At 72.4% G+C, this 21,366-nt stretch carries 16 protein-coding genes and 1 pseudogene; 11 read left to right on the top strand and 6 right to left on the bottom strand.

Features of this window, described 5'->3' with window-relative positions; all coding sequences use genetic code 11:
* Positions 1-23: 23 nt before the first annotated feature.
* On the bottom strand, positions 24-902 hold the full coding sequence (locus tag OOK41_RS26295) for a glutamate ABC transporter substrate-binding protein (protein WP_266267082.1): 879 nt from the start codon (positions 900-902) through the stop codon (positions 24-26).
* 58 nt (positions 903-960) lie between these two features.
* On the bottom strand, positions 961-1,716 hold the full coding sequence (locus OOK41_RS26290) for an amino acid ABC transporter ATP-binding protein (protein WP_266267993.1): 756 nt from the start codon (positions 1,714-1,716) through the stop codon (positions 961-963).
* Positions 1,717-1,912: 196 nt separating this feature from the next.
* Here OOK41_RS26290 and selD point away from each other — a divergent pair, with 196 nt between their 5' ends.
* Complete coding sequence (selD, locus tag OOK41_RS26285) at positions 1,913-2,902, top strand: selenide, water dikinase SelD (protein WP_117666579.1); 990 nt, start codon at positions 1,913-1,915, stop codon at positions 2,900-2,902.
* Between the two features lie 290 nt (positions 2,903-3,192).
* Positions 3,193-3,672 carry a hypothetical protein gene (locus OOK41_RS26280; RefSeq protein WP_117666581.1) on the top strand — a complete coding sequence of 160 codons (480 nt, stop codon included), beginning with the start codon at positions 3,193-3,195 and terminating at the stop codon, positions 3,670-3,672.
* 187 nt (positions 3,673-3,859) lie between these two features.
* Here the strand turns inward: OOK41_RS26280 and OOK41_RS26275 are convergent, their stop codons facing one another.
* Positions 3,860-4,093, bottom strand: a complete 234-nt coding sequence (locus OOK41_RS26275; protein WP_117666583.1) for a DUF2277 family protein — start codon at positions 4,091-4,093, stop codon at positions 3,860-3,862.
* Between the two features lie 51 nt (positions 4,094-4,144).
* Between OOK41_RS26275 and miaB the strand changes: the two genes are divergently transcribed.
* Entirely contained in the window at positions 4,145-5,716 is a 1,572-nt protein-coding gene (gene miaB / locus OOK41_RS26270) for a tRNA (N6-isopentenyl adenosine(37)-C2)-methylthiotransferase MiaB (protein WP_266267081.1), read from the top strand.
* Positions 5,717-5,944: 228 nt separating this feature from the next.
* Here miaB and OOK41_RS26265 read toward each other — a convergent pair whose 3' ends face one another.
* Positions 5,945-7,153, bottom strand: a complete 1,209-nt coding sequence (locus OOK41_RS26265) for a DUF349 domain-containing protein (protein ID WP_266267080.1) — start codon at positions 7,151-7,153, stop codon at positions 5,945-5,947.
* A gap of 202 nt (positions 7,154-7,355) precedes the next feature.
* Here OOK41_RS26265 and OOK41_RS26260 point away from each other — a divergent pair, with 202 nt between their 5' ends.
* From OOK41_RS26260 to dapF, 3 genes are read left to right on the top strand one after another with little or no spacing between them, the layout of a single operon-like run.
* Positions 7,356-8,075, top strand: coding sequence for a hypothetical protein (locus tag OOK41_RS26260; RefSeq protein WP_266267079.1), 720 nt, complete (start codon positions 7,356-7,358; stop codon positions 8,073-8,075).
* Positions 8,060-9,010 carry a tRNA (adenosine(37)-N6)-dimethylallyltransferase MiaA gene (gene miaA / locus OOK41_RS26255; protein ID WP_243639270.1) on the top strand — a complete coding sequence of 317 codons (951 nt, stop codon included), beginning with the start codon at positions 8,060-8,062 and terminating at the stop codon, positions 9,008-9,010. The genes OOK41_RS26260 and miaA overlap by 16 nt, the downstream gene beginning before the upstream one ends.
* Before the next feature lie 7 nt (positions 9,011-9,017).
* Positions 9,018-9,857, top strand: coding sequence for a diaminopimelate epimerase (gene dapF, locus OOK41_RS26250; protein WP_266267078.1), 840 nt, complete (start codon positions 9,018-9,020; stop codon positions 9,855-9,857).
* Between the two features lie 48 nt (positions 9,858-9,905).
* Here the strand turns inward: dapF and OOK41_RS26245 are convergent, their stop codons facing one another.
* Positions 9,906-11,372: an NAD-dependent malic enzyme gene (locus OOK41_RS26245; protein ID WP_266267077.1), complete on the bottom strand. Its 1,467-nt coding sequence runs from the start codon at positions 11,370-11,372 to the stop codon at positions 9,906-9,908.
* Between the two features lie 206 nt (positions 11,373-11,578).
* On the opposite strand from OOK41_RS26245, the gene hflX reads away from it, so the two are divergent.
* Both hflX and OOK41_RS26235 read left to right on the top strand, forming a co-directional pair.
* Positions 11,579-13,030, top strand: a complete 1,452-nt coding sequence (hflX, locus tag OOK41_RS26240) for a GTPase HflX (protein ID WP_266267076.1) — start codon at positions 11,579-11,581, stop codon at positions 13,028-13,030.
* A gap of 166 nt (positions 13,031-13,196) precedes the next feature.
* A complete protein-coding gene (locus tag OOK41_RS26235) occupies positions 13,197-14,927 on the top strand; it encodes a hypothetical protein (protein WP_266267075.1) in 1,731 nt (576 codons plus the stop codon).
* A 151-nt stretch (positions 14,928-15,078) separates the two neighbouring features.
* Here the strand turns inward: OOK41_RS26235 and lexA are convergent, their stop codons facing one another.
* The gene (gene lexA, locus OOK41_RS26230; protein ID WP_266267074.1) at positions 15,079-15,864 is read right to left on the bottom strand and encodes a transcriptional repressor LexA; all 786 of its coding nucleotides are present in this window, start codon (positions 15,862-15,864) and stop codon (positions 15,079-15,081) included.
* A gap of 577 nt (positions 15,865-16,441) precedes the next feature.
* Here lexA and nrdR point away from each other — a divergent pair.
* From nrdR to OOK41_RS26220, 3 genes and pseudogenes are all read left to right on the top strand, one after another.
* A complete protein-coding gene (nrdR, locus tag OOK41_RS26225; RefSeq protein ID WP_117666598.1) occupies positions 16,442-16,957 on the top strand; it encodes a transcriptional regulator NrdR in 516 nt (171 codons plus the stop codon).
* 64 nt (positions 16,958-17,021) lie between these two features.
* A pseudogene (locus OOK41_RS31985) lies at positions 17,022-17,408 on the top strand (vitamin B12-dependent ribonucleotide reductase); the annotation flags it as partial.
* A complete protein-coding gene (locus OOK41_RS26220) occupies positions 17,406-21,131 on the top strand; it encodes a vitamin B12-dependent ribonucleotide reductase (protein ID WP_323136268.1) in 3,726 nt (1,241 codons plus the stop codon). The pseudogene OOK41_RS31985 and the gene OOK41_RS26220, both read left to right, overlap by 3 nt.
* The last annotated feature ends 235 nt before the right edge of the window (positions 21,132-21,366 follow it).

Here is a 21,366-nt window from a genome sequence, read left to right as displayed (position 1 = left end):
CCCACCCTCCAGATAGGAATCGATCAGTAGCGGTTGACGGTCGGGGCGGAGCCCAGCTCGGCGCCGAACTTGCCGGCGGTGCCGTCCCAGGCCTTCTTCCAGCTGCCGTCCGCGAACGCCTTCTCCAGCGTGTCGTTGACGAAGTTGCGGAAGGCGGTGTCCTCCTTCTTCACCCCGAGGCCGTACGGTTCCTTGGTGAAGTTGGCACCGGCCAGCTTGAACGACGCCTCGTCCTTGGCGATGTAGCCGAGCAGGATCACGTTGTCCGTGGTGACGGCGTCGACCTGGCCGCCCTTGAGGGCGTCGCGGCACTTGTCGTAGGTGTCGAAGAGCACCAGTTGGGTGGCGACGTCCTTGACGTGCTTCTTGATCTCCTCGGCCGGGGTGGAGCCGGTGACCGAGCAGACCTTCTTGGTGCCGTCCTTGAACGAGTCCGGGCCGGTGATCACGGCGTCGTCCTTCTTCACCATGATGTTCTGGCCGGCCTCGTAGTACGGCCCGGCGAACGCGATGCGCTCCTTGCGCTTGTCGTTGATGGTGTAAGTCGCGGCGACCAGGTCGACCGTGCCGTTCACGATTACATCCTCGCGGACCTTCGAGGGGGCCTCGACCCACTCGATTTTGTCCTCGGGAATGCCCAGCTCCTTGACGATGATCTTCGCGACCTCAACGTCGAAGCCCTCCGGCTTGCCCGACAGGCCCTTCTGGCCGAAGCCCGGCTGGTCGAACTTTGTGCCGATCTTGATGGACTGGGCCTTGTTGAGGCGCTCCATCGTGCTGCCGGCGGCGAAGGACTTGCTGCCGGCTCCGGTGTCCTTCTCGGCGTCGTCACCACCGCATGCGGTGATGCCGAGCGCCAGGGTGGCGGCCGTCGCGAGCGCCGCTACGCGCGTGATACGCATGTGTTTCTCCTTCTCGATCGGAACCCGCCGGGCGGCGGCGCGCTCCAGGTACGGACGCCTAGTGCGTGAGAATCTTGGAGAGGAAGTCCCTGGCCCGCTCGCTGCTCGGGTTGGCGAAGAACTCGGCGGGGGGCGCGTCCTCGACGAGTTGGCCGTCGGCCATGAAGATGACCCGGTTGGCCGCGTGCCGGGCGAAGCCCATCTCGTGGGTGACCACGACCATGGTCATGCCCTCGCGGGCCAGCGAGGTCATCACGTCCAGCACCTCGCCCACCATCTCCGGGTCCAGCGCGCTGGTCGGCTCGTCGAAGAGCATCGCCTTGGGCTGCATGGCCAGCGCCCGGGCGATCGCCACCCGCTGCTGCTGGCCGCCGGAGAGCTGGGCGGGGAACTTGTCGGCCTGGTTGGCGATGCCCACCCGGTCCAGCAGGGCCAGCCCGCGCTCGCGCGCGCTGGCCGCCTTCTCCTTGCGGACCTTGACGGGACCCAGGGTGACGTTCTCCAGGATGGTCTTGTGCGCGAAGAGGTTGAACGACTGGAACACCATGCCGACCTCGCTGCGCAGCCTGGCCAGCGCCTTCCCTTCGGCCGGCAACGGCTGGCCGTCGAAGGTGATGCTGCCGGAGCTGATCGGCTCCAGGCGGTTGATCGTGCGGCACAGGGTCGACTTCCCGGAGCCGGACGGGCCGATCACCACGACCACCTCGCCCTTGCCGACGGAGAGCGAGACGTCGTCCAGCACGTGCAGCGGCCCGAACCACTTGTTGACCGAGTCCAGCACGATGAGCGGTTCGCCCGTCGTCACGTCGTCCACCGTCCCTGTCGTCACGTACGCCAGTGGAGTCGGATGACCCCCGGTCCGGCCACTGTAGGCGGGCCGACATGGTGGAATGCCGCTGATCTGGTCACGGTGCGGTAACACCGGTAACGATCGTCGTCAGGGGCCCGAATTCCGGAGCCGGTCGGCCGGTCCGGTGGCGGGGGCCCCGTCGCGTGGGGATCATGGGGGGATGACCGAACCGGTGCGCCTGACCGATTACGCCCGTGGCGGCGGGTGTGCGTGCAAGATCCCACCCGGCGAGCTGGAGGCGATGGTCGCCGGGCTCGGCCCCGCCAGCGGCACGGCCGAGCTGCTGGTCGGCCTGGACCACGGCGACGACGCCGCGGTGGTCCGCCTCGACGAGCGGACCGGCCTGGTCAGCACCGCCGACTTCTTCACCCCGGTCGTCGACGACGCGTACGACTGGGGCCGGATCGCCGCCGCGAACGCGCTCTCCGACGTGTACGCCATGGGGGGCACCCCGCTCGTCGGGCTCAACCTGCTCTGCTGGCCCCGCGAGCGGCTGCCGCTGGAGCTGGCCCGGGAGGTGCTGCGCGGCGGCCAGGACGTGGCCCGGGCGGCCGGCTGCCACCTGGCCGGCGGGCACAGCGTCGACGACGACGGCCCGAAGTACGGCCTCGCGGTCACCGGCGTGGTCCGGCCCGAGGAGCTGATCACCCTGGACGCCGGCCGGGCCGGGCTGCCGTTGTCGCTGACCAAGCCGCTCGGCGTCGGGGTGCTCAACACCCGGCACAAGGCCACCGGGGAGCGGTTCGCCGAGGCGGTCGCCTCGATGGCGGCGCTGAACCGGGACGCCGCCCGCGCGGCGGTCGCCGCCGGGGTCCGCTGCGGCACCGACGTGACCGGCTTCGGGCTGCTCGGGCACGCCTCGAAGCTGGCCCGGGCCAGCCGGCTCACGGTGGCGATCGACGCCGCCCGGGTGCCGTACCTGCCGGGCGCGCGGGAGGCCGTCCGCGACGGGTACGTCAGCGGCGGCACCCGCCGCAACCTCGACTGGGTCGTCCCGTGGACGGACTTCGGCGCGGCCGGCGAGGCGGAGCGGCTGCTGCTGGCCGACGCCCAGACCTCGGGCGGGCTGCTGGTCGCCGGCGAGCTGCCGGGGGCCACGGTGATCGGCGAGTTGCTGCCGCGCGGCGAGCACCTCGTCGTGCTGCGCTGAGCCGGGCCGAGCAGGTCGCCGAGCCGGGCAATGGTGCCGGGCCGGGCCTAGCCGGGCCGGGCAAAGGTGCCGGGCCGGAGTGGAGTGGGTGGGGTGTCGGGGTGCCGGACGGGCAACAATACCCGATAAACTGTCATCTTCCTGCCACTCTCCGCGACGGCGGGCCAGGAAATTTTGCCCGGAATGGTCACAGACCGGTAACTTGCCCCCGGCTGAGGTCATATGCCCCCCACCATCGTCATTAAGGCCCGATCCGGAGGCCGGTGGGACGAACGCAGCGAGGAGGCGGCATGACCGAGCTGTGGAACTGGAGAATCGACGGGGTACCCCCGGTGGAGGTCTACCCGGCGCTGGCCGAGGCCCTGGGGCGGGTGGTGATGCCGCTCGCGGTGGCCGACCCCGCCCGGCTGCCCACGTACGCGGTGATCTGCGACGTCTGGGAGGCGCCGGGGGAGTTCGGCACGATCGTGGACTGCTACGGGGTGCCCGAGAGTCTGCCCGAGCTGCCCGGCGTCGCCGCGCTGGCCCGGCTGCTCGGCCGCAACTGCCTGCTGCGCGACGACACCCTCGACGCCGGCCGGCACCTGCTGGTCGCGCCGGACGGCACGATCCGCCCGGTGCACTTCGACGTCGCCGAGACCGACGACGGCGAGGTGCTGGGCAACCAGCGCCTCTGCACGCTGGCCCACCCCGGTTGCCGGGGCTGGTCGCGGTGCCACCGCTCCAGGTGGGCCCCGGACTCGGTCGTCCCGGCCCTGGCCGCCGCCTGACCGGGCCGGGCCCCGCCGGGTGGACCGGGAGGCGGCCGTCGCCCGCCCCTCGGCACCGTGGCGGGGCGCCCGGCACGCCCCAGCCGGCCGTCCGGCGGCACCCTGCCGGCTCCCGGCGGCACCGCCGCCGGGGCGCGGCGAAGGGCCCGGCCCGGGTGCGGCCCGCCCGGGCCGGGCCCCGTCCGGCTCAGCCTCGGGCGGCCGGCTGCTGGCCACCGCCGCGGACCACGAGCTGGTCCAGCAGGGTCGCGGTGGCCTCGGCGACGGCGGCCACCGCCGCGTCGAACGCCGCCGCGTTGTGCGCGGCCGGCGCCCGGAAACCGGAGATCTTCCGGACGTACTGCAACGCCGCCGCCTCGACGTCGGCCCGGGTCACCTCCGGCACGTACGGCTCACGCAAGGTCTTGATGCTTCGGCACACGGCTCCTCCTCGTTCGGGTCGATCGGCTCGCCCGGATACGCTGTCCGGGTCATGACTACCGCAGCCGCGGGCAGCCCGCGCACCTACCAGGTGCGTACGTACGGCTGCCAGATGAACGTGCACGACTCCGAGCGCATTTCCGGCCTGCTGGAACAGGCCGGCTACGTGCGTGTCGCCGAGGCCGACGACAACCCCGACGTGGTGGTGTTCAACACCTGCGCCGTCCGGGAGAACGCCGACAACCGGCTCTATGGCAACCTGGGTCATCTGCGCCCCGTGAAGGACCGGCATCCCGGGATGCAGATCGCCGTCGGCGGCTGCCTCGCCCAGAAGGACCGCGGCGACATCCTCCGCAAGGCCCCCTGGGTGGACGTGGTCTTCGGCACGCACAACATCGGCTCGCTGCCGGTGCTGCTGGAGCGGGCCCGGCACAACGCCGCCGCCGAGGTGGAGATCCTCGAATCCCTCGACGTCTTCCCCTCGACGCTGCCGACCCGGCGCGAGTCGACGTACGCCGGCTGGGTGTCGATCTCGGTGGGCTGCAACAACACCTGCACGTTCTGCATCGTGCCCGCCCTGCGCGGCAAGGAGAAGGACCGCCGCCCCGGCGACATCCTCTCCGAGGTCCGTGCCCTGGTCGACGAGGGCGTGCTGGAGGTGACCCTGCTCGGGCAGAACGTCAACTCCTACGGCGTCGAGTTCGGCGACCGGTACGCCTTCGGCAAGCTGCTGCGCGCCTGTGGCGAGATCGACGGGCTGGAGCGGGTCCGGTTCACCAGCCCGCACCCGAAGGACTTCACCGACGACGTGATCGCCGCGATGGCCGAGACCCCGAACGTCTGTCACTCGCTGCACATGCCGTTGCAGTCCGGCTCCGACGACGTGCTGAAGGCGATGCGCCGGTCGTACCGGTCGGAGAAGTACCTGGGGATCATCGAAAAGGTGCGGGAGGCGATGCCGGATGCGGCGATCACCACCGACATCATCGTCGGCTTCCCCGGCGAGACCGAGGCGGACTTCCAGCGCACCCTGGACGTGGTCCGCGAGGCCCGGTTCTCCTCGGCGTTCACCTTCCAGTACTCCAAGCGCCCCGGCACCCCGGCCGCGACGATGGACGGCCAGCTCCCCAAGCAGGTGGTCCAGGAGCGGTACGAGCGGCTGATCGCCACGGTCGAGGAGATCACCTGGGCGGAGAACAAGCGGTTGGTCGGCGAGGCCGTCGAGGTGCTGGTCGCCGTCGGCGAGGGCCGCAAGGACGAGCGCACCGGCCGGATGTCCGGCCGGGCCCGCGACGGCCGCCTGGTGCACTTCGCGACGGGCGTAGCCGGAGCGAACGGCCAACTCGGCGCGACGGGCGTAGCCGGAGCGAACGACCAGCCCGGCGACGCGGGGTCCCTCGCCGGGCGGATCCGCCCGGGAGACATCGTGCACACCACCGTCACGTACGCCGCCCCGCACCACCTCAACGCCGACGGCGAGCCGCTGTCGCACCGCCGTACCCGGGCCGGCGACGCCGCCGAGGCCGGCCGCTCCCCGCGTACCCCCGGGGTGTTGCTCGGGCTGCCCACGATCGGCGCGCCGGCCGCGGCGCCCGCGCCGACGACCGGCTGCGCCGCCCACTGACGCGGTCGGGGCCCGCCGCGCCGGCGGGCCCCGACCAACGTCCGGAGGGCCAGACCGTGATCTTGCAGGCGCCCGCGCAAATTCTCAGAAAGAGGGCCTAACAGCGCTGGCGAGACCACGCTTTCTCTGAATTTGCGGGTGCCGCTGCCGGGCGGGGTGGGCGTGGGACGGCGGAAGCCCCCGGTCCGCGAGGGCGGGCGGGGGCTTCCGGGGGTTAGGTCAGGTTGGTCAGCCGGTTTGCTCGGCGAGCTGGAGGAACTGACGCTTCGAGGCGAGCGCCTGCTCGGCCTCCTTGACCCGCCGGGCGTCGCCGGCGGCCTGGGCCCGGGCCAGCCGATCCTCGGCCTCGGCGACCTGCACCCGCATCTGGGCGAGCAGCGGGTTGTCCTCCTTGGTGGTCCGCCGCCACGCGGAGTCCATCACCTCGCGGACCTTGTCGTCGATCGCGCGCAGCCGGCGCTCCAGCCCGGCGGCGGCCTCCCGTGGCACCCGGCCGGCCTCGTGCCACTGCGCCTGGATGTCCCGCAGCTTGGCCTGGGCGCCCTTCGGGTCGCTGTCGATGTCCAGCGCCTCCGCCTCGGCGAGCAGCGCCTGCTTGCGCTCCAGGTTGGCCCGCTGCTCGTTGTCCCGGGCCGAGAAGACCTCGCTGCGCCGGGTGAAGAACGCGTCCTGGGCCGCCCGGAACCGTTCCCAGAGCTTCTGCTCGGCCTCCTTGGAGGCGCGCGGGGCCGCCTTCCACTGGGTCATCAGGTCCTTGAGCTGGTTGGCGGTGGCCGCCCAGTCGGTGGACTCCTTCAGCTTGTCCGCCTCGGCGACCAGCTCCTCCTTGACCTGCTGCGCCTGCTTGCGCTGCGAGTCCAGGGTGGCGAAGTGGGCGCCCCGGCGGCGGGTGAAGGCGTCCCGCGCGGCGGCGAAGCGCTTCCACAGCTCACCGTCGGTCTTCTTGTCGACCCCACGGACGGTCTTCCACTCGTCGAGGATCTCCTTGAGCCGGTCGCCGGCGGTCTTCCAGCCGGTCGACTCGGCGGCCAGCTTCTCCGCCTCCTCCACCAGGGCGGTCTTGCGGGCCAGTGCCTCGACCCGGGCCGCGTCCTTGGCGGCGCGGGCCTCGCCGGCCTTCTCCTCGGCGACCGCGGCGAGCTTCTCCAGCCGCGCGGCCAGCGCGTCGATGTCGCCGACGACGTGCGCCTCGGCCAGCGAGGCGCGGATCCGGCGGATGGTGGCCAGCGATCCGCCGGCGTCAGCCGCACCCGAGTTGAGCCGTGCCTCGGTCAGGTCCACCTCGGTGACCAGGTCCGCGAAGCGGCGGGCGAAATGGGCCAGCCCCTCCTCGGGGGCTCCCGCCTGCCAGGATCCGACCACCCGCTCGCCCTCGGCGGTCTTGACGTAAACGGTGCCGTCCGCGTCCACCCGTCCGAAGGCCGTCCAGTCGCTCATGTGCCCATCCTCGTTCTCCCGGCGTCGACGGGACAGACCCGCGATCGCCGCCACGGCGCAGCCAAGTTACTCCCGGCATTGTCACAGGTCCGACCCCGTCCGCGTCGAGCGCCTGTCGTCGACCGTGACCATACGGTGTCCTAGGCCCCGGACGACCGGATCGGTGCGGGGACGCACCGGTGGGTCCGGCTACGGTGAACGGGTGCCTCTGGTCGCCGCCGCAGTCTGCCCCCACCCGCCCCTGATCGTGCCGGAGGTGGCCGGCGCCGCCGCCGGCGAGCTGGACGGACTCCGCGCCGCCTGCGCCGCGGCGGTGGCCCGGCTGCTCGCCGCCGGTCCGGACGCGGTCCTGTTGGTCGGCGCCGGTCCGCAAACCCTGTCGTTCCGGTCCGCCGACTACGGCTCGCTGCGGCCGTACGGGGTGGACCGGCACGTGCGGCTGTGGCGGGTCAACTGCGCGGGGGGCGAGCGCCTCCCGCTGAGCCTGACGATCGGCGCGTGGCTCCTCGGCCGCACCGGCACCAAGCTGCCCCGGTTCGCGCACGCGATCGCCGCCGACGCGTCCCCGCAGGAGTGCGCCCGACTCGGCGCCGAGCTGGTCGGGGCGGCGGACCACCGGATGGCGCTGCTGGTGCTGGGGGACGGTTCGGCCTGCCGCGGGACGAAGGCGCCCGGCTACGACGACCCGCGCGCGTGGGCGTACGACGACGGGGTGGCCGGGGCCCTGGCCGACGCGGACGCCGAGGCCCTGCTCGGCCTGGACCCGGCGCTGTCGGCGGAGCTGAGCGTCGCCGGCCGGGCGCCCTGGCAGGTGCTGGCCGGAGCGGTCCGCGCGGCGGGCGGCGACTGGCGCGGCGAACTGGGCCACCACGAGGCGCCCTACGGCGTCGCCTACCTGGTGGCCAACTGGGAGCCGGCGTGAGTGCGGCGGACCCGGGCGGCGCACCGGGCGGCACGGTGGTGGCGGTGGTCGGGCCGACCGCCGCCGGCAAGTCGGCGCTGAGCATCGCCCTCGCACACGCTCTCGACGGCGAGGTGGTCAACGCCGACTCGATGCAGCTCTACCGGGGGATGGACATCGGCACCGCGAAGCTCACCCCGGCCGAGCGGGAGGGCGTGCCGCACCACCTGCTCGACATCTGGGAGGTGACCGAGCCGGCCAGCGTCGCCGAGTACCAGCGGCTGGCCCGCGCGGCGGTCGACGACGTCCTGGCCCGGGGCCGGGTGCCGCTGCTGGTCGGCGGCTCCGGCCTGTACGTGCGGGCGGTGCTGGAGCGGTTCGAGTTCCCCGGCACCGACCCGGCCGTGCGGGAGCGGCTGGAGGCGGAGCTGGCCGAGGCCGGCCCGGCCCCCCTGTACGCGCGGCTGCGCGCGGCGGACCCGGCCGCGGCCGAGGGCATCCTGCCCGGCAACGGCCGGCGGATCGTCCGAGCCCTGGAGGTGATCGAGCTGACCGGGGCACCGTTCACCGCGTCCCTGCCCGAGCCCACCCCGTACTACCCGTCCGTGCAGCTCGGGGTGGACCTGGACAGCACGGCGCTGGACGAGCGGATCGCGCTTCGGGTGGACCGGATGTGGGCCGACGGCCTGGTCGCCGAGACCCGGGCCCTGGCCGGGCGCGGCCTGCCCGAGGGCCGCACGGCCAGCCGGGCGCTCGGCTACCACCAGGTGCTGCGCCTGCTCGCCGGGGAACTGACCGAGACCGAGGCGCACGACGAGACGGTCCGGGCCACCCGCCGGTTCGTCCGCCGGCAGCGCTCCTGGTTCCGCCGCGACCCCCGGATCCACTGGCTGGACTCCGCCGCCCCGGGCCTGGTCGCCGACGCCCTGCGGCTCGTCTCCGCCGCTGCGCGATGATGGGGGCGTGGAGTTCACCAAGGGGCACGGCACCGGCAACGACTTCGTCATCCTTCCCGACCCGGACGGCGCACTCGACCTGACCCCGGGGATGGTCGCGGCGCTGTGCGACCGGCGGCGGGGCCTCGGCGCGGACGGCGTCCTGCGGGTGGTGCGGGCCGCCAAGCACCCCGAGGGCGCCGCGCTGGCCGGCGACGCCGAGTGGTTCATGGACTACCGCAACGCCGACGGGTCGGTCGCCGAGATGTGCGGCAACGGCGCCCGGGTCTTCGTCCGCTACCTGCTGGAGACCGGGCTGGCCACGCCGTCCGGCGCGGCGCTGCCGGTGGCCACCCGGGCCGGCGTCGTGCGCGCGCTGGTCGAGGGCGACACGGTCTCGGTCGAGATGCGCCGCCCCCGGCCGTACGCCGCGGCGACCGCCGCCCTGGGCGGGCTGACCCTGCCCGGCACCGCCGTGGACGTCGGCAACCCGCACCTGGTCTGCGCCCTTCCCGGCGGCCTGGACCTGGCCGGCCTGGACCTGACCCGGGCGCCGGTGTTCGACGCCGGGGTCTTCCCCTGCGGGGTGAACGTCGAGTTCACCGCCCCCGGCGACCCCGTCGGCGGCACCGACGTCCACGTGCTCATGCGGGTCTACGAGCGGGGATCCGCCGAGACGTTGTCCTGCGGCACCGGCGCGTGCGCGGTCGCCGCGGTCGCCCTGCGCGACGCCGGCCGGGACACCGGCACGGCGACGGTCGACGTCCCCGGCGGTCGCCTCACGGTCACGGTGACGGACGACTCCTGCTGGCTCGCCGGCCCAGCCCTCCTGATCGCCACCGGCACCATAGCCCTCCCCCCCTCCTGACCCCCCTGCCCCTTTGGCCGGGCCAAAATGGGGGGCAGGGGGTCAGGGTCAGGGGGTGGCGCTGGCGGCGGCGGCGATCTCCGGGAGGTCGGACGGGCCCGGGTCGGCGGCCGGGGGCGGGGCCGGGGACTGGGCGGCGGCGCGCACGGCGGCGGCCACCGCCGGGGCGACCCGGGAGTCGAAGACGCTGGGGACGATGACCGTCGGGTTGATCTTGTCCTCGCCGACCACGTCGGCGATCGCCCGGGCCGCGGCGATCGCCATCTCCTCGGTGAACTCCTCGGCGTGCGCATCCAGCATGCCCCGGAACACGCCCGGGAAGGCGAGCACGTTGTTGATCTGGTTCGGCTGGTCGGAGCGGCCGGTGGCCACCACGGCGGCGTGCTTGCGCGCCTCCCGGGGGTCGACCTCCGGGTCCGGGTTGGCCAGTGCGAAGACGATCGAGCCCTTGGCCATGGTGGCGATGTCGTCGCCGGTGAGCAGGTTCGGCGCGCTCACCCCGATGAACACGTCCGCGCCGCGCACCGCCCCGGGCAGGTCCCCGGAGTAGTTCTCCTTGTTGGTGTTCTCGGCCAGCCACTGCCAGGCCGGGTTGAGCCCGGTCAGGCCGCGGTGCAGGGCGCCCTGCCGGTCGTACGCGATGATGTCGCCGACGCCCTGGCGCAGCAGCAGCTTCATGATCGCGGTGCCGGCCGCGCCGGCCCCGGAGACGACCACCCGGACGTCCGCGAGTTGCTTGCCCACCACGCGCAGCGCGTTGGTCAGCGCGGCCAGCACGCAGATCGCAGTGCCGTGCTGGTCGTCGTGGAAGACCGGGATGTCGAGCAGCTCACGCAGCCGGGCCTCGATCTCGAAGCAGCGCGGGGCGGCGATGTCCTCCAGGTTGATCCCGCCGTACGCGGGCGCGATCGCCTTGACGATCGCCACGATCTCGTCGGTGTCCTGGGTGTCCAGCACCACCGGCCAGGCGTCCACCCCGCCGAACCGCTTGAACAGCGCCGCCTTGCCCTCCATCACCGGCAGCGAGGCGGCCGGCCCGAGGTTGCCCAGGCCGAGCACGGCCGAGCCGTCGCTGACCACCGCGACCGTGTTGCGCTTGATGGTGAGCCGCCGGGCGTCCGCCGGGTTCTCCGCGATCGCCATGCAGACCCGGGCCACCCCCGGGGTGTACGCGCGGGACAGCTCGTCGCGGTTGCGCAGCGCCACCTTCGAGCTGACCTCGATCTTGCCGCCGAGGTGCAGCAGGAACGTGCGGTCGGAGACCTTGCGGACGTCCACCCCGTCGAGCGCGGTGAGCGCGTCGACCACCTGGTCGGCGTGGCTGGCGTCGGCGGTGTCGCAGGTCAGGTCGACGAGCACGTGCGTCGGGTCCGAGTCGACCACGTCCAGCGCGGTGACGATCGCCCCGGCCTCGCCGACCGAGGTGGTCAGCCGGCCGATCGAGGAGGCGTCCGCGGGCACCGCGATCCGGATGGTGATCGAGAACCCGGCACTCGGAAGTCGGGTGATGGCCACGGGAATGCCTCCGTCAACGCTGATCGGCCGGTCGTATGTCGCCCCGCATTTCTACTCGCCCGCACAGGTCGCGTCGCATTCGCCCCCACTTTTGGTGGTCTTCGCTACGGGCATATAGCGGGTGCGTCCGGCGTTGTCACGTGTCAGGATTGCTCGTACGCGACGGAAAGCCGTCGCTCCGCTACAGAACGGTCAGGAGGCGCAGCTTGCGCGACCAGGAGACCTACGTACCCTTCTCGGACGATGAGCTCGACGCCACCACCGGCGAGTTCGAGCTGTCAGAGCGGCAGGCGCTGCGGCGGGTCCCTGGCCTCTCCACCGAGCTCACCGACATCAGCGAGGTCGAGTACCGCCAGCTCCGGCTGGAGCGGGTCGTCCTCGTCGGGGTCTGGACCGAGGGCAGCCAGACCGACGCCGAGAACTCCCTCACCGAGCTCGCGGCGCTGGCCGAGACGGCCGGATCGCAGGTGCTGGAGGGGCTGATCCAGCGCCGCAGCCGCCCCGACCCGGCCACCTACATCGGCCGGGGCAAGGTCGACGACCTCGGCTCGGTGGTGCTCTCCACCGGCGCCGACACGGTGATCTGCGACGGGGAGCTGTCCCCGTCCCAGCTACGGAACCTGGAGCAGCGCACCAAGGTCAAGGTGGTCGACCGCACGGCGCTGATCCTCGACATCTTCGCCCAGCACGCCAAGAGCAAGGAGGGCCGGGCACAGGTCGAGCTGGCCCAGCTGCAATACCTGCTGCCCCGGCTGCGCGGTTGGGGCGAGACGCTGTCCCGGCAGACCGGTGGCTCCGGCCGCGGCGGCGGCGCGGGCGGCGGCGTGGGCGTGCGCGGTCCCGGTGAGACCAAGCTGGAGACCGACCGGCGGCGCATCCGCCACCGCATCTCCAGGCTGCGCCGGGAGATCAAGGGCATGCGGACGGTACGCCAGACCAAGCGCGCCCGCCGCTCCCGCAACTCGGTGCCCGCCGTGGCCATCGCCGGCTACACCAACGCCGGCAAGTCCAGCCTGCTCAACCGGCTCACCGGGGCCGGGGTGCTGGTGGAGGACGCGCTGTTCGCCACCCTGGACCCGACCACCCGCAAGGCCACCGCCGCCGACGGCCGGATCTACACCCTCTCCGACACGGTCGGCTTCGTCCGGCACCTGCCGCACCAGATCGTCGAGGCGTTCCGCTCGACGCTGGAGGAGGTCGCCGAGTCCGACCTGGTGGTGCACGTCGTCGACGGCACCCACCCGGACCCGGAGGAGCAGGTCCGGGCGGTCCGCGAGGTGCTCGCCGAGGTGGGCGCCGACCGGCTGCCCGAGCTGCTGGTGGTCAACAAGACCGACGCGGCCGACGAGGAGACCCTGCTGCGGCTCAAGCGGCTCTGGCCGGACGCCGTCTTCGCCTCGGCCCGCTCGGGGCGGGGGATCGACGGCGTGCGGGCGGCCATCGAGGAGCGGCTGCCCAGCCCGGCGGTGGAGGTCCGCGCGGTGCTCCCGTACGACCGGGGCGACCTGGTGGCCCGGGTGCACCGGCAGGGCGAGGTGCTCAGCACCGCCCACCTGCCCGAGGGCACGCTGCTGCACGTGCGGGTCGGCGCGGCGCTCGCCGCCGAGCTCACCCCGTACGCGGCCGACGAGGCACCCGTCGTCGCCCGCACCCGGTGAGCGGTGTCCCGGGAGCCGGCGCGCCGGCTCCCGGGATGTGCCCGGCGTGCGGGCCGGTGGCGGCGCGCAGGCCACGTCCCTGATGCGGCGGCGGGCGTGAGTGGCGACTCAACGTCGGCGTCCCGGCGTGACCCTGCTGTTCATCCAGACATGCGACACTGACTCCATGCGCCGTGCTGTTTCCTCGGTCACGGTTGCCCTCGGCCTGATCGGGGCGACCGTGGCGCTCTCCGGAGCCGCCCTGGCCGCGCCCGCACCGGGGGCCGCCGCACCTCAGCCGACCCCCGGCAAGAAGCGCTGCACGGTGACCGACGAACGACTGCGGGAGCTCTCCGGCCTGGTGGCGACCAAGAGCGGCTACGTCGTGATCAACGACGGCACCGACGTCGAGAGCCGCAAGCGGGTGTTCTTCCTCGACACCAAGTGCAAGCTGGCGAGGGAGCCGGTCCGCTACTCCGGCAACGGCCCGTTCGACACCGAGGACCTGACGCTCTCGCCGGACGGCAAGAAGCTGTGGATCGCCGACACCGGCGACAACATCACCAGCAGCCAGCGGCGGGAGCGGGTGGCGGTGTGGAGCATGCCGGCCGACGGGTCGGCCAAGCCGGTGCTGCACCGGCTCTCCTACCCGCAGGGCAAGCCGCACGACGCCGAGGCGCTGCTGATCGGCGACGACGGGAAGCCGCTGATCATCACCAAGGTGGCCAGCGGCAAGGCCCAGATATTCGCCCCGTCGGGCGCGCTCAGGACCGGCGACACCGAGCCCGTGCCGATGACCGGGGTCGGCGAGGTCTCGTTGCCGAAGACGAACACCCCGAACGTGCTGAACACGATCGGCCGGGTCGCGATCACCGGTGCCGCCCGGTCCCCGGACGGCACGAAGGTGGTGCTGCGCACGTACGCGGACGCCTTCGAGTACGACGTCTCCGACGGCGACATCGTCGGCGCGCTGACCGGCGGCAAGCCCCGGGTGACCCCGCTGACGGACCCGTTCGGCGAGGCGATCTCCTACACCCCGGACGGCAAGTCGTTCGTCACCGTCTCCGACGGCGGGGAACTGGCCCCGGACGACCCGATCGACATCCTGGGCTACACCCCCGCCAGCACCGGTGCCGAGGCGCTGACCGGTGGCGACGGCGGCCCGCCGAAGCCGGCGGCGGAGAAGTCCTGGATGGAGGGGCTGAGCCTCGACGAGATCACCTACCTGATCGCCGCAGTCGGCGTGGTCGGCGCGCTGATGGTCGGCGCGGGCATCGTCGGCATCGTGCGGGCACGGAAGCGCCCCGCCCCGGCCGACGACCCGAAGGTCGGCCCCGACGGGCCGGAGCGGGACGAGTTCCCGCTTGACGACGGCCCGGCCGAGCGCGGCTACGGCCGCCCCGCCGACGGCCCGCCGCCGGGCGGGGGCCGTGCACAGGACGGGGACCGTTCGCGGGGCGGGTTCTACGGCGGCGCGCCGGCCGGCGGTGGCGGCTACGGCGGGCCCCCGGCGACCGCCGGCCCGGCCCGGGCCTCCTCCGGCGGGGTCTACGGTGGCGGTGGCGGCCGGCCCGCCGGTGGCGGTGGCCGTCCCCAGGGCGGCGGGGTCTACGGCGGCGGTGGTGGGGGCCGCCCGGCCGGCGGCGGCGTGTACGGCGGCGGCGGACAGCCCGCCGGCGGCCCCCCCGGCGGGGGGCAGCAACCCGGCGGGAGGCAGCCCGGCCGGGACGGCCGGCCGGTGCGCGGCGGGGCCTACGGCGGCGGGCGGGCCGAACCGCCCCGACGGGGGCGGGACCCCCGCGATCCCCACGACCCCCGCGCGGGCCGGCACGGTGAGGGCGGGCCTGACGACGGGCCGGGCGGCTACGGTGGCCCGCCGCCCGGTAGCGGTCGCGAGTATCGCGGCGACCGCTACTGACTGACCACTGACTGAGTGACCGCCCGGTGCGGCCACGGATCCCGGGGGGCCCGGTCGTTCGGCCGCATGGTCGACGATCCTCGCCGAGGCCCCGTCGGGGGCGGCGGTCGCCCGGGCAACGGCCGCCGTGGCGACCGCTGCCCAGGGGCGGTCAGATCCGGCGCAGGACGGCGACGACCCGGCCCATGATGGTGGCGTCGTCGCCGGGAATCGGGTCGAAGGCCGGGTTCTGCGGCATCAGCCAGACGTGGCCGTCCCGGTGGCGGTAGGTCTTGACCGTCGCCTCGCCGTCGAGCATCGCCGCGACGATCTCGCCGGAGTCGGCGGTCGGCTGCTGCCGGACCACCACCCAGTCCCCGTCGCAGATCGCGGCGTCGAGCATCGAGTCGCCCTTGACCTGGAGCATGAAGACCTCGCCCTCGCCCACCAGCTCGCGGGGGAGGGGGAAGATGTCCTCCACCGCCTGCTCGGCGAGGATCGGCCCACCGGCGGCGATCCGGCCCAGCATCGGCACGTACGCCGGGGCGGGCCGCTGCGAGCGGCTGGCCTCGTCGTCGATCACGTCGCTGGGGGCCCGGACGTCCACCGCGCGCGGCCGGTTCGGGTCGCGGCGCAGGAAGCCCTTCTTCTCCAGCTCCTTGAGCTGGTAGGCGACGCTGGACGGGGAGACCAGGCCGACGGCCTCGCCGATCTCCCGCACGCTCGGCGGGTATCCGTGCCGCTCGACCCAGTTGCGGATGAACTCCAGGATGCGGCGCTGCCGGGCGGTGAGGTCGACCGTGGCCGGGTCGGGAAAGCTGCTGACCACCGGGGTGACCGGGCGCACGGCCGGCTGCCCGGTCCGGCTGCGCGCGGCGCGGGGGCGCCGAGTGGCCGGCGGACCCGCCTCGGCGATCTGCTGCGGGTTCTTCGGCCGGCTGGCCCGGTCCTCGGTCACGTCCGTCCTCCCTGGTCGGCGCTGGGTGCCTCGGCGGCTCGTGGTGCGTGCGGGGGTATGGCGACCGGTCGGGATGGAACCACCCGCGCCCGGTTGTTCTTGACCGTATAGGTGGGATCGGTCATTTTCAAACATCTGTACGACCTTCACCGGCGTGTCGGAGCGGGAAAGCAGGAAATCCGAACGCCTGTTCTGGTAAATGGTACGCGGCTCTCGAACGTCAGTTCGAGTCCCGGCGTTCCCGGCCCGGGTTTCCCGGGCCTCGCCGGGTCGGCCGTGACCGGGGGGAGCGGTCCCGCGTTGGGGCTTTCGGCGAGCCGGGGAGGGGGAGTGTGCGACGTGATCCTGATGACGCGCCGGGCATGCCGGCGAACTTGATTTCGGTTCGCCGGGCGCATACGGTCGACCCCTAGATGTAGTAGTCACATGGGCGTAAGTCGCCTACAGGTTGGGTTCGACTACCGACCGCACTCCCTGCTACCGCACCCGGTGGCGGCCCCCGCGCGGGGGTCGGCGCCGTGGTTCCGCGCGTCCGGGGGTGCCCGGTGTGCCCGCCGTCGATGAAGGAGGTCAGGCGATGCGGTGCCCGTACTGCCGGCACGCCGACTCCCGGGTCGTCGACTCGCGGGAGGCCGACGACGGCCAGTTGATCCGTCGACGGCGGTCCTGCCCGGAGTGCGGCAAGCGGTTCACCACCGTCGAGGAGGCGGTGCTCGCGGTGGTCAAGCGCAGCGGGGTGACCGAGCCGTTCAGTCGCACCAAGATCAGCGGCGGGGTGCGCAAGGCGTGCCAGGGGCGACCGGTCGACGAGGACTCGATCGCCCTGCTCGCCCAGAAGGTCGAGGAGACCGTCCGGGCCAGGGGGGCCGCCGAGATCCCCAGCCACGACGTGGGGCTGGCGATCCTCGGCCCGCTGCGGGACCTGGACGAGGTGGCGTACCTCCGCTTCGCCAGCGTCTACCGCTCCTTCGACTCGCTGGCCGACTTCGAGCGCGAGATCGAGACACTGCGGGCCGCCGCCCGCGCCCGGGAGGGCGCCGGGGCGGACGGCGACGCCGGGGCGGCGGCGGGGGCCGCTGGCCGTACCAACTGATTTCTTCTGGTTTTTGACAGTTCGACGCGCGGCGGGTGACCGCGCAGACGAGGGGGCGGATGAGATGGCGGGGGACGGCGTGACAACCAGCCGGACGCGGACGAAGGCCGGCGCGGGGCTGAAGATCGAGCGGGTGTGGACCACCGACGGGGTCCACCCCTACGACGAGGTGACGTGGGAACGTCGCGACATCGTGATGACGAACTGGCGGGACGGCTCGATCAACTTCGAGCAGCGCGGGGTCGAGTTCCCCGAGTCCTGGAGCGTCAACGCGGCCAACATCGTGACCACCAAGTACTTCCGGGGCGCGGTGGGCACCCCGGAGCGGGAGTGGTCGCTGCGGCAGCTCATCGACCGGGTGGTCAGCACCTACCGCAAGGCCGGTGAGGAGCACGGCTACTTCGCCACCCAGGCCGACGCCGAGGTGTTCGCCCACGAGCTGACCTGGATGCTGCTGCACCAGGTGTTCAGCTTCAACTCGCCGGTCTGGTTCAACGTCGGCACGCCGTCGCCCCAACAGGTCTCTGCGTGTTTCATCCTGGCCGTGGACGACTCGATGGACTCGATCCTCGACTGGTACAAGGAGGAGGGGCTGATCTTCAAGGGCGGCTCCGGCTCCGGGGTCAACCTGTCCCGGATCCGCTCCTCCCGGGAACTGCTCTCCTCCGGCGGCACCGCCTCCGGCCCGGTCAGCTTCATGCGCGGCGCGGACGCGAGCGCGGGGACCATAAAGTCCGGCGGCGCCACCCGGCGCGCGGCCAAGATGGTCATCCTCGACGTCGACCACCCGGACATCGAGGAGTTCGTGATCACCAAGGCGCGCGAGGAGGACAAGATCCGCGCGCTGCGGGACGCCGGCTTCGACATGGACCTCGGCGGCAACGACATCGTCAGCGTGCAGTACCAGAACGCCAACAACTCGGTCCGGGTCTCCGACGAGTTCATGTCGGCGGTGGAGAGCGGCGGCGGCTTCGACCTGCGCGGCCGGCTCGACGGGCAGACCATCGAGACCATCGACGCCAAGAAGCTGTTCCGCACCATCTCGCAGGCCGCCTGGGAGTGCGCCGACCCCGGCCTCCAGTACGACGACACCATCAACGACTGGCACACCTGCCCGGAGACCGGCCGGATCACCGCGTCTAATCCCTGCTTCACCGCGGACACCCTGGTACACACGGACAAGGGGCTGATCCGGTTCGATGCGCTGATCGACCGGGCGCGGCAGGGAGAGACGTTCTGCGTCTACACCCACGACGCGACCAACCCGGACGCACCCGCCGACCGGATCGAGCTGACCAACCCCGAAGCGCTCATGATCACGGGTACCAACGAGATCCTGCGCCTGGAGTTCAGTAACGGCATGGTGCTGCGCTGCACGCCGAACCACCGGATCTGGACCACCAACCGGGGCTACGTCGAGGCTGCGGAGTTGACCGGCGAGGACCGGATCCTCCCGCTGAACCTGCCCACCCCGGCGGTAGCCGCTTCCCGTGCCTTCGCCATGCAGCCCGGCACGTCCGTGCAGCCCGGTGACGTGGTTGCCACCAAGTGGCAGCGGGAGTCCCGGCTGCCGGAGAAGTGGACCGAGGAGTTCGCCCATCTGCTGGGCTGGCTGACCGGTGACGGCTGCGTGCGCCTGGGCAGCGAGGCGCGTGGTGACAACCCCGTCGCCAGCTGGGTGTACAGCGCAGAGGACCGAGAGGACTTCCTGCCCCGACACCAGATGTTGCTCGCGGAGATGCTCGGTTTCACCCCGAAGCCGTCCGAGCAGCCCAACGGCACCGTCCAACTCCGTGCCGGCCGCACGGCGCTGGTGGACTTCCTGACCGGGCTCGGGGTAAGTGCCGGAAAGGCCGCCGACAAGCGGGTCCCGGCGGCGGTCCTCGAGGCGCCGGTGGAGGTCCAGGCGGAGTTCCTCCGAGGCCTGTTCGACGCTGACGGCTGCGCCGCCGAGACCGCGAACGACACCCGCTACGTCGGACTCGGCTCGGTCTCCGTCGAACTGCTGCGGGACGTACAGCGGATGCTGAGCTGCTTCGGCATCGGCAGCCAGATCTACCCCAGTCGGAAGGAGGGTTCTTCCTTCTCCTACACCACCATCGCCGGTGAAGAGCGCAGCTATGCCGGCGGGCAGCTCTACGACCTGCGGATCAGCGGAGCGAACATTCCAACCTTCGCCGCCGCGATCGGCTTCGCCCACCCGCGCAAGGCGGATCGGCTCGCCGGTTGGCTGCGGGAGAAGCGTTTCTACCGTACGGACCAGACCGCGACGCTGGAGAAGCGCGAGTTCGACGGGATCGAGACCACCTACAACCTGTCCGAGCCGCGTAACCACTCCTACATCGCCAACGGTGTGGTGGTCCGGAACTGCTCGGAGTACCTGCACCTGGACAACTCCTCGTGCAACCTGGCCTCGCTCAACCTGATGAAGTTCCTCCGCGCCGACGGCAACTTCGAGGTGGAGAAGTTCGTCAGGTCGGTCGAGTTCGTCATCACCGCGATGGACATCTCGATCTGCTTCGCCGACTTCCCGACCGAGAAGATCGGCGAGACCACCCGCGCCTACCGGCAGCTCGGCATCGGGTACGCCAACCTCGGCGCGCTGCTGATGGCGTCGGGCCTGCCGTACGACTCGGAGCAGGGCCGCTCGGTCGCCGCCGCGATCACGTCGCTGATGACCGGCACCGCGTACCGCCGCTCGGCCGAGCTGGCCGGCATCGTCGGCGCGTACGACGGCTACGCCCGCAACGCCGAGCCGCACAAGCGGGTCATGCGCAAGCACGCCGCCGCCAACGACGAGATCAGGCCCACCAGCACGGTGGCCACCGCGATCGTCCGCGAGGCGACCAAGCAGTGGACCCAGGGCAACAAGATCGGTGACAAGTTCGGCTGGCGCAACTCGCAGGCCGCAGTACTGGCTCCGACCGGCACCATCGGCCTGATGATGGACTGCGACACCACCGGCGTCGAGCCGGACCTGGCGCTGGTCAAGTTCAAGAAGCTGGTCGGCGGCGGCTCGATGCAGATCGTCAACCAGACCGTCCCGCGCGCCCTGCGCAGCCTCGGCTACCCCGAGGAGCAGGTCGAGGCGATCGTCGAGCACATCGCCGACCATGGCCACGTGGTGGACGCCCCCGGCCTCAAGCCGGAGCACTACCCGGTCTTCGACTGCGCGATGGGCGAGCGGTCCATCGCGCCGATGGGGCACGTGCGGATGATGGCGGCCGTCCAGCCGTTCATCTCCGGCGCCATCTCCAAGACGGTCAACATGCCGGAGCAGGCGACCGTCGAGGACGTCGAGAAGATCTACTTCGAGGGCTGGAAGCTCGGCCTCAAGGCGTTGGCCATCTACCGGGACAACTGCAAGGTCGGCCAGCCGCTGTCCGTGGCCAAGCCGAACAAGGCCGTGGCCGAGTCCCCGGCCGCGACCGCTGCCGTCGAGCCGGTGGTGGAGAAGGTCGTCGAGTACCGCCCGGTGCGCAAGCGGCTGCCGAAGAAGCGCCCGTCGCAGACGGTCAGCTTCTCCGTCGGCGGTGCCGAGGGGTATCTCACCGCGTCGTCGTACCCGGACGACGGCCTCGGCGAGGTGTTCCTCAAGATGTCGAAGCAGGGCTCGACCCTGGCCGGCGTGATGGATGCCTTCTCGGTGGCCATCTCGATCGGCCTCCAGTACGGCGTCCCGCTGGAGACGTATGTCAGCAAGTTCACCAACATGCGCTTCGAGCCGGCCGGCATGACCGACGACCCGGACGTGCGGATGGCCGCCTCGGTGATGGACTACATCTTCCGCCGCCTGGCCCTGGACTTTCTGCCGTACGAGCGCCGCGCGGAGCTGGGCATCTTCACCGCCAAGGAGCGGGCCGCCCAGTTGCGGGCCGAGGCGGAGGCGGAGAGTGCGTCGGTCAGCGGTGCGGAGCTGACCGCGATGGCCTCCTCCGCCCCGGTCGAGGCGCCGGAGACGAAGATCGGCCCCGTCGCCCAGCCGGCGCGGGAGGTCGCCGACGTCGCCGCCGCCAAGCCGTCGCCGTCGGTCGGCTCCAGCACCGAACTGCTGGAGGCCGTGATCGGCAAGGCCGCCGACGCGCCGCTCTGCTTCACCTGCGGCACGAAGATGCGCCCGGCCGGTAGCTGCTACGTCTGCGAGGGCTGCGGCTCCACCAGCGGCTGTAGCTGACAGAAGGTCGCGAGCCCCGGGCGGTGGCGCGCCCGGGGCTCTCGACACGAGGTCAGTGACATCGGGGTGTCCGGAGGCAACGGAAGCGCAATGTCGATGACATCGTGCCTCCGTTGGTCTCTTGATCGACTCCGGGTCACTGACATCGGGCGGCCCGCCGCCCGGGAGACCGCCAGGTCACTGACACGGTGACGACGAGACAACGCCCGCCCACTCCGGCGGCGGCTATAGTGGC

Origin of the sequence: Micromonospora sp. NBC_01655, assembly GCF_026339755.1 — a bacterium.
Classification (GTDB): domain Bacteria; phylum Actinomycetota; class Actinomycetes; order Mycobacteriales; family Micromonosporaceae; genus Micromonospora.
Note: the sequence above shows the minus strand (reverse complement) of the source record. Positions and strands in the feature narration are given on the sequence as shown.

What these genes read in the sequence shown, in the direction of transcription:
- OOK41_RS26265 (WP_266267080.1), bottom strand. Translation starts at nt 7,153, where the DNA reads ATGAGCGACTGGACGGCCTTCGGACGGGTGGACGCGGACGGCACCGTT.
- miaB (WP_266267081.1), top strand. Translation starts at nt 4,145, where the DNA reads ATGACTACCGCAGCCGCGGGCAGCCCGCGCACCTACCAGGTGCGTACG.
- OOK41_RS26220 (WP_323136268.1), top strand. Translation starts at nt 17,406, where the DNA reads ATGCTGCTGCACCAGGTGTTCAGCTTCAACTCGCCGGTCTGGTTCAAC.
- nrdR (WP_117666598.1), top strand. Translation starts at nt 16,442, where the DNA reads ATGCGGTGCCCGTACTGCCGGCACGCCGACTCCCGGGTCGTCGACTCG.
- selD (WP_117666579.1), top strand. Translation starts at nt 1,913, where the DNA reads ATGACCGAACCGGTGCGCCTGACCGATTACGCCCGTGGCGGCGGGTGT.
- OOK41_RS26235 (WP_266267075.1), top strand. Translation starts at nt 13,197, where the DNA reads ATGCGCCGTGCTGTTTCCTCGGTCACGGTTGCCCTCGGCCTGATCGGG.
- OOK41_RS26295 (WP_266267082.1), bottom strand. Translation starts at nt 902, where the DNA reads ATGCGTATCACGCGCGTAGCGGCGCTCGCGACGGCCGCCACCCTGGCG.
- OOK41_RS26280 (WP_117666581.1), top strand. Translation starts at nt 3,193, where the DNA reads ATGACCGAGCTGTGGAACTGGAGAATCGACGGGGTACCCCCGGTGGAG.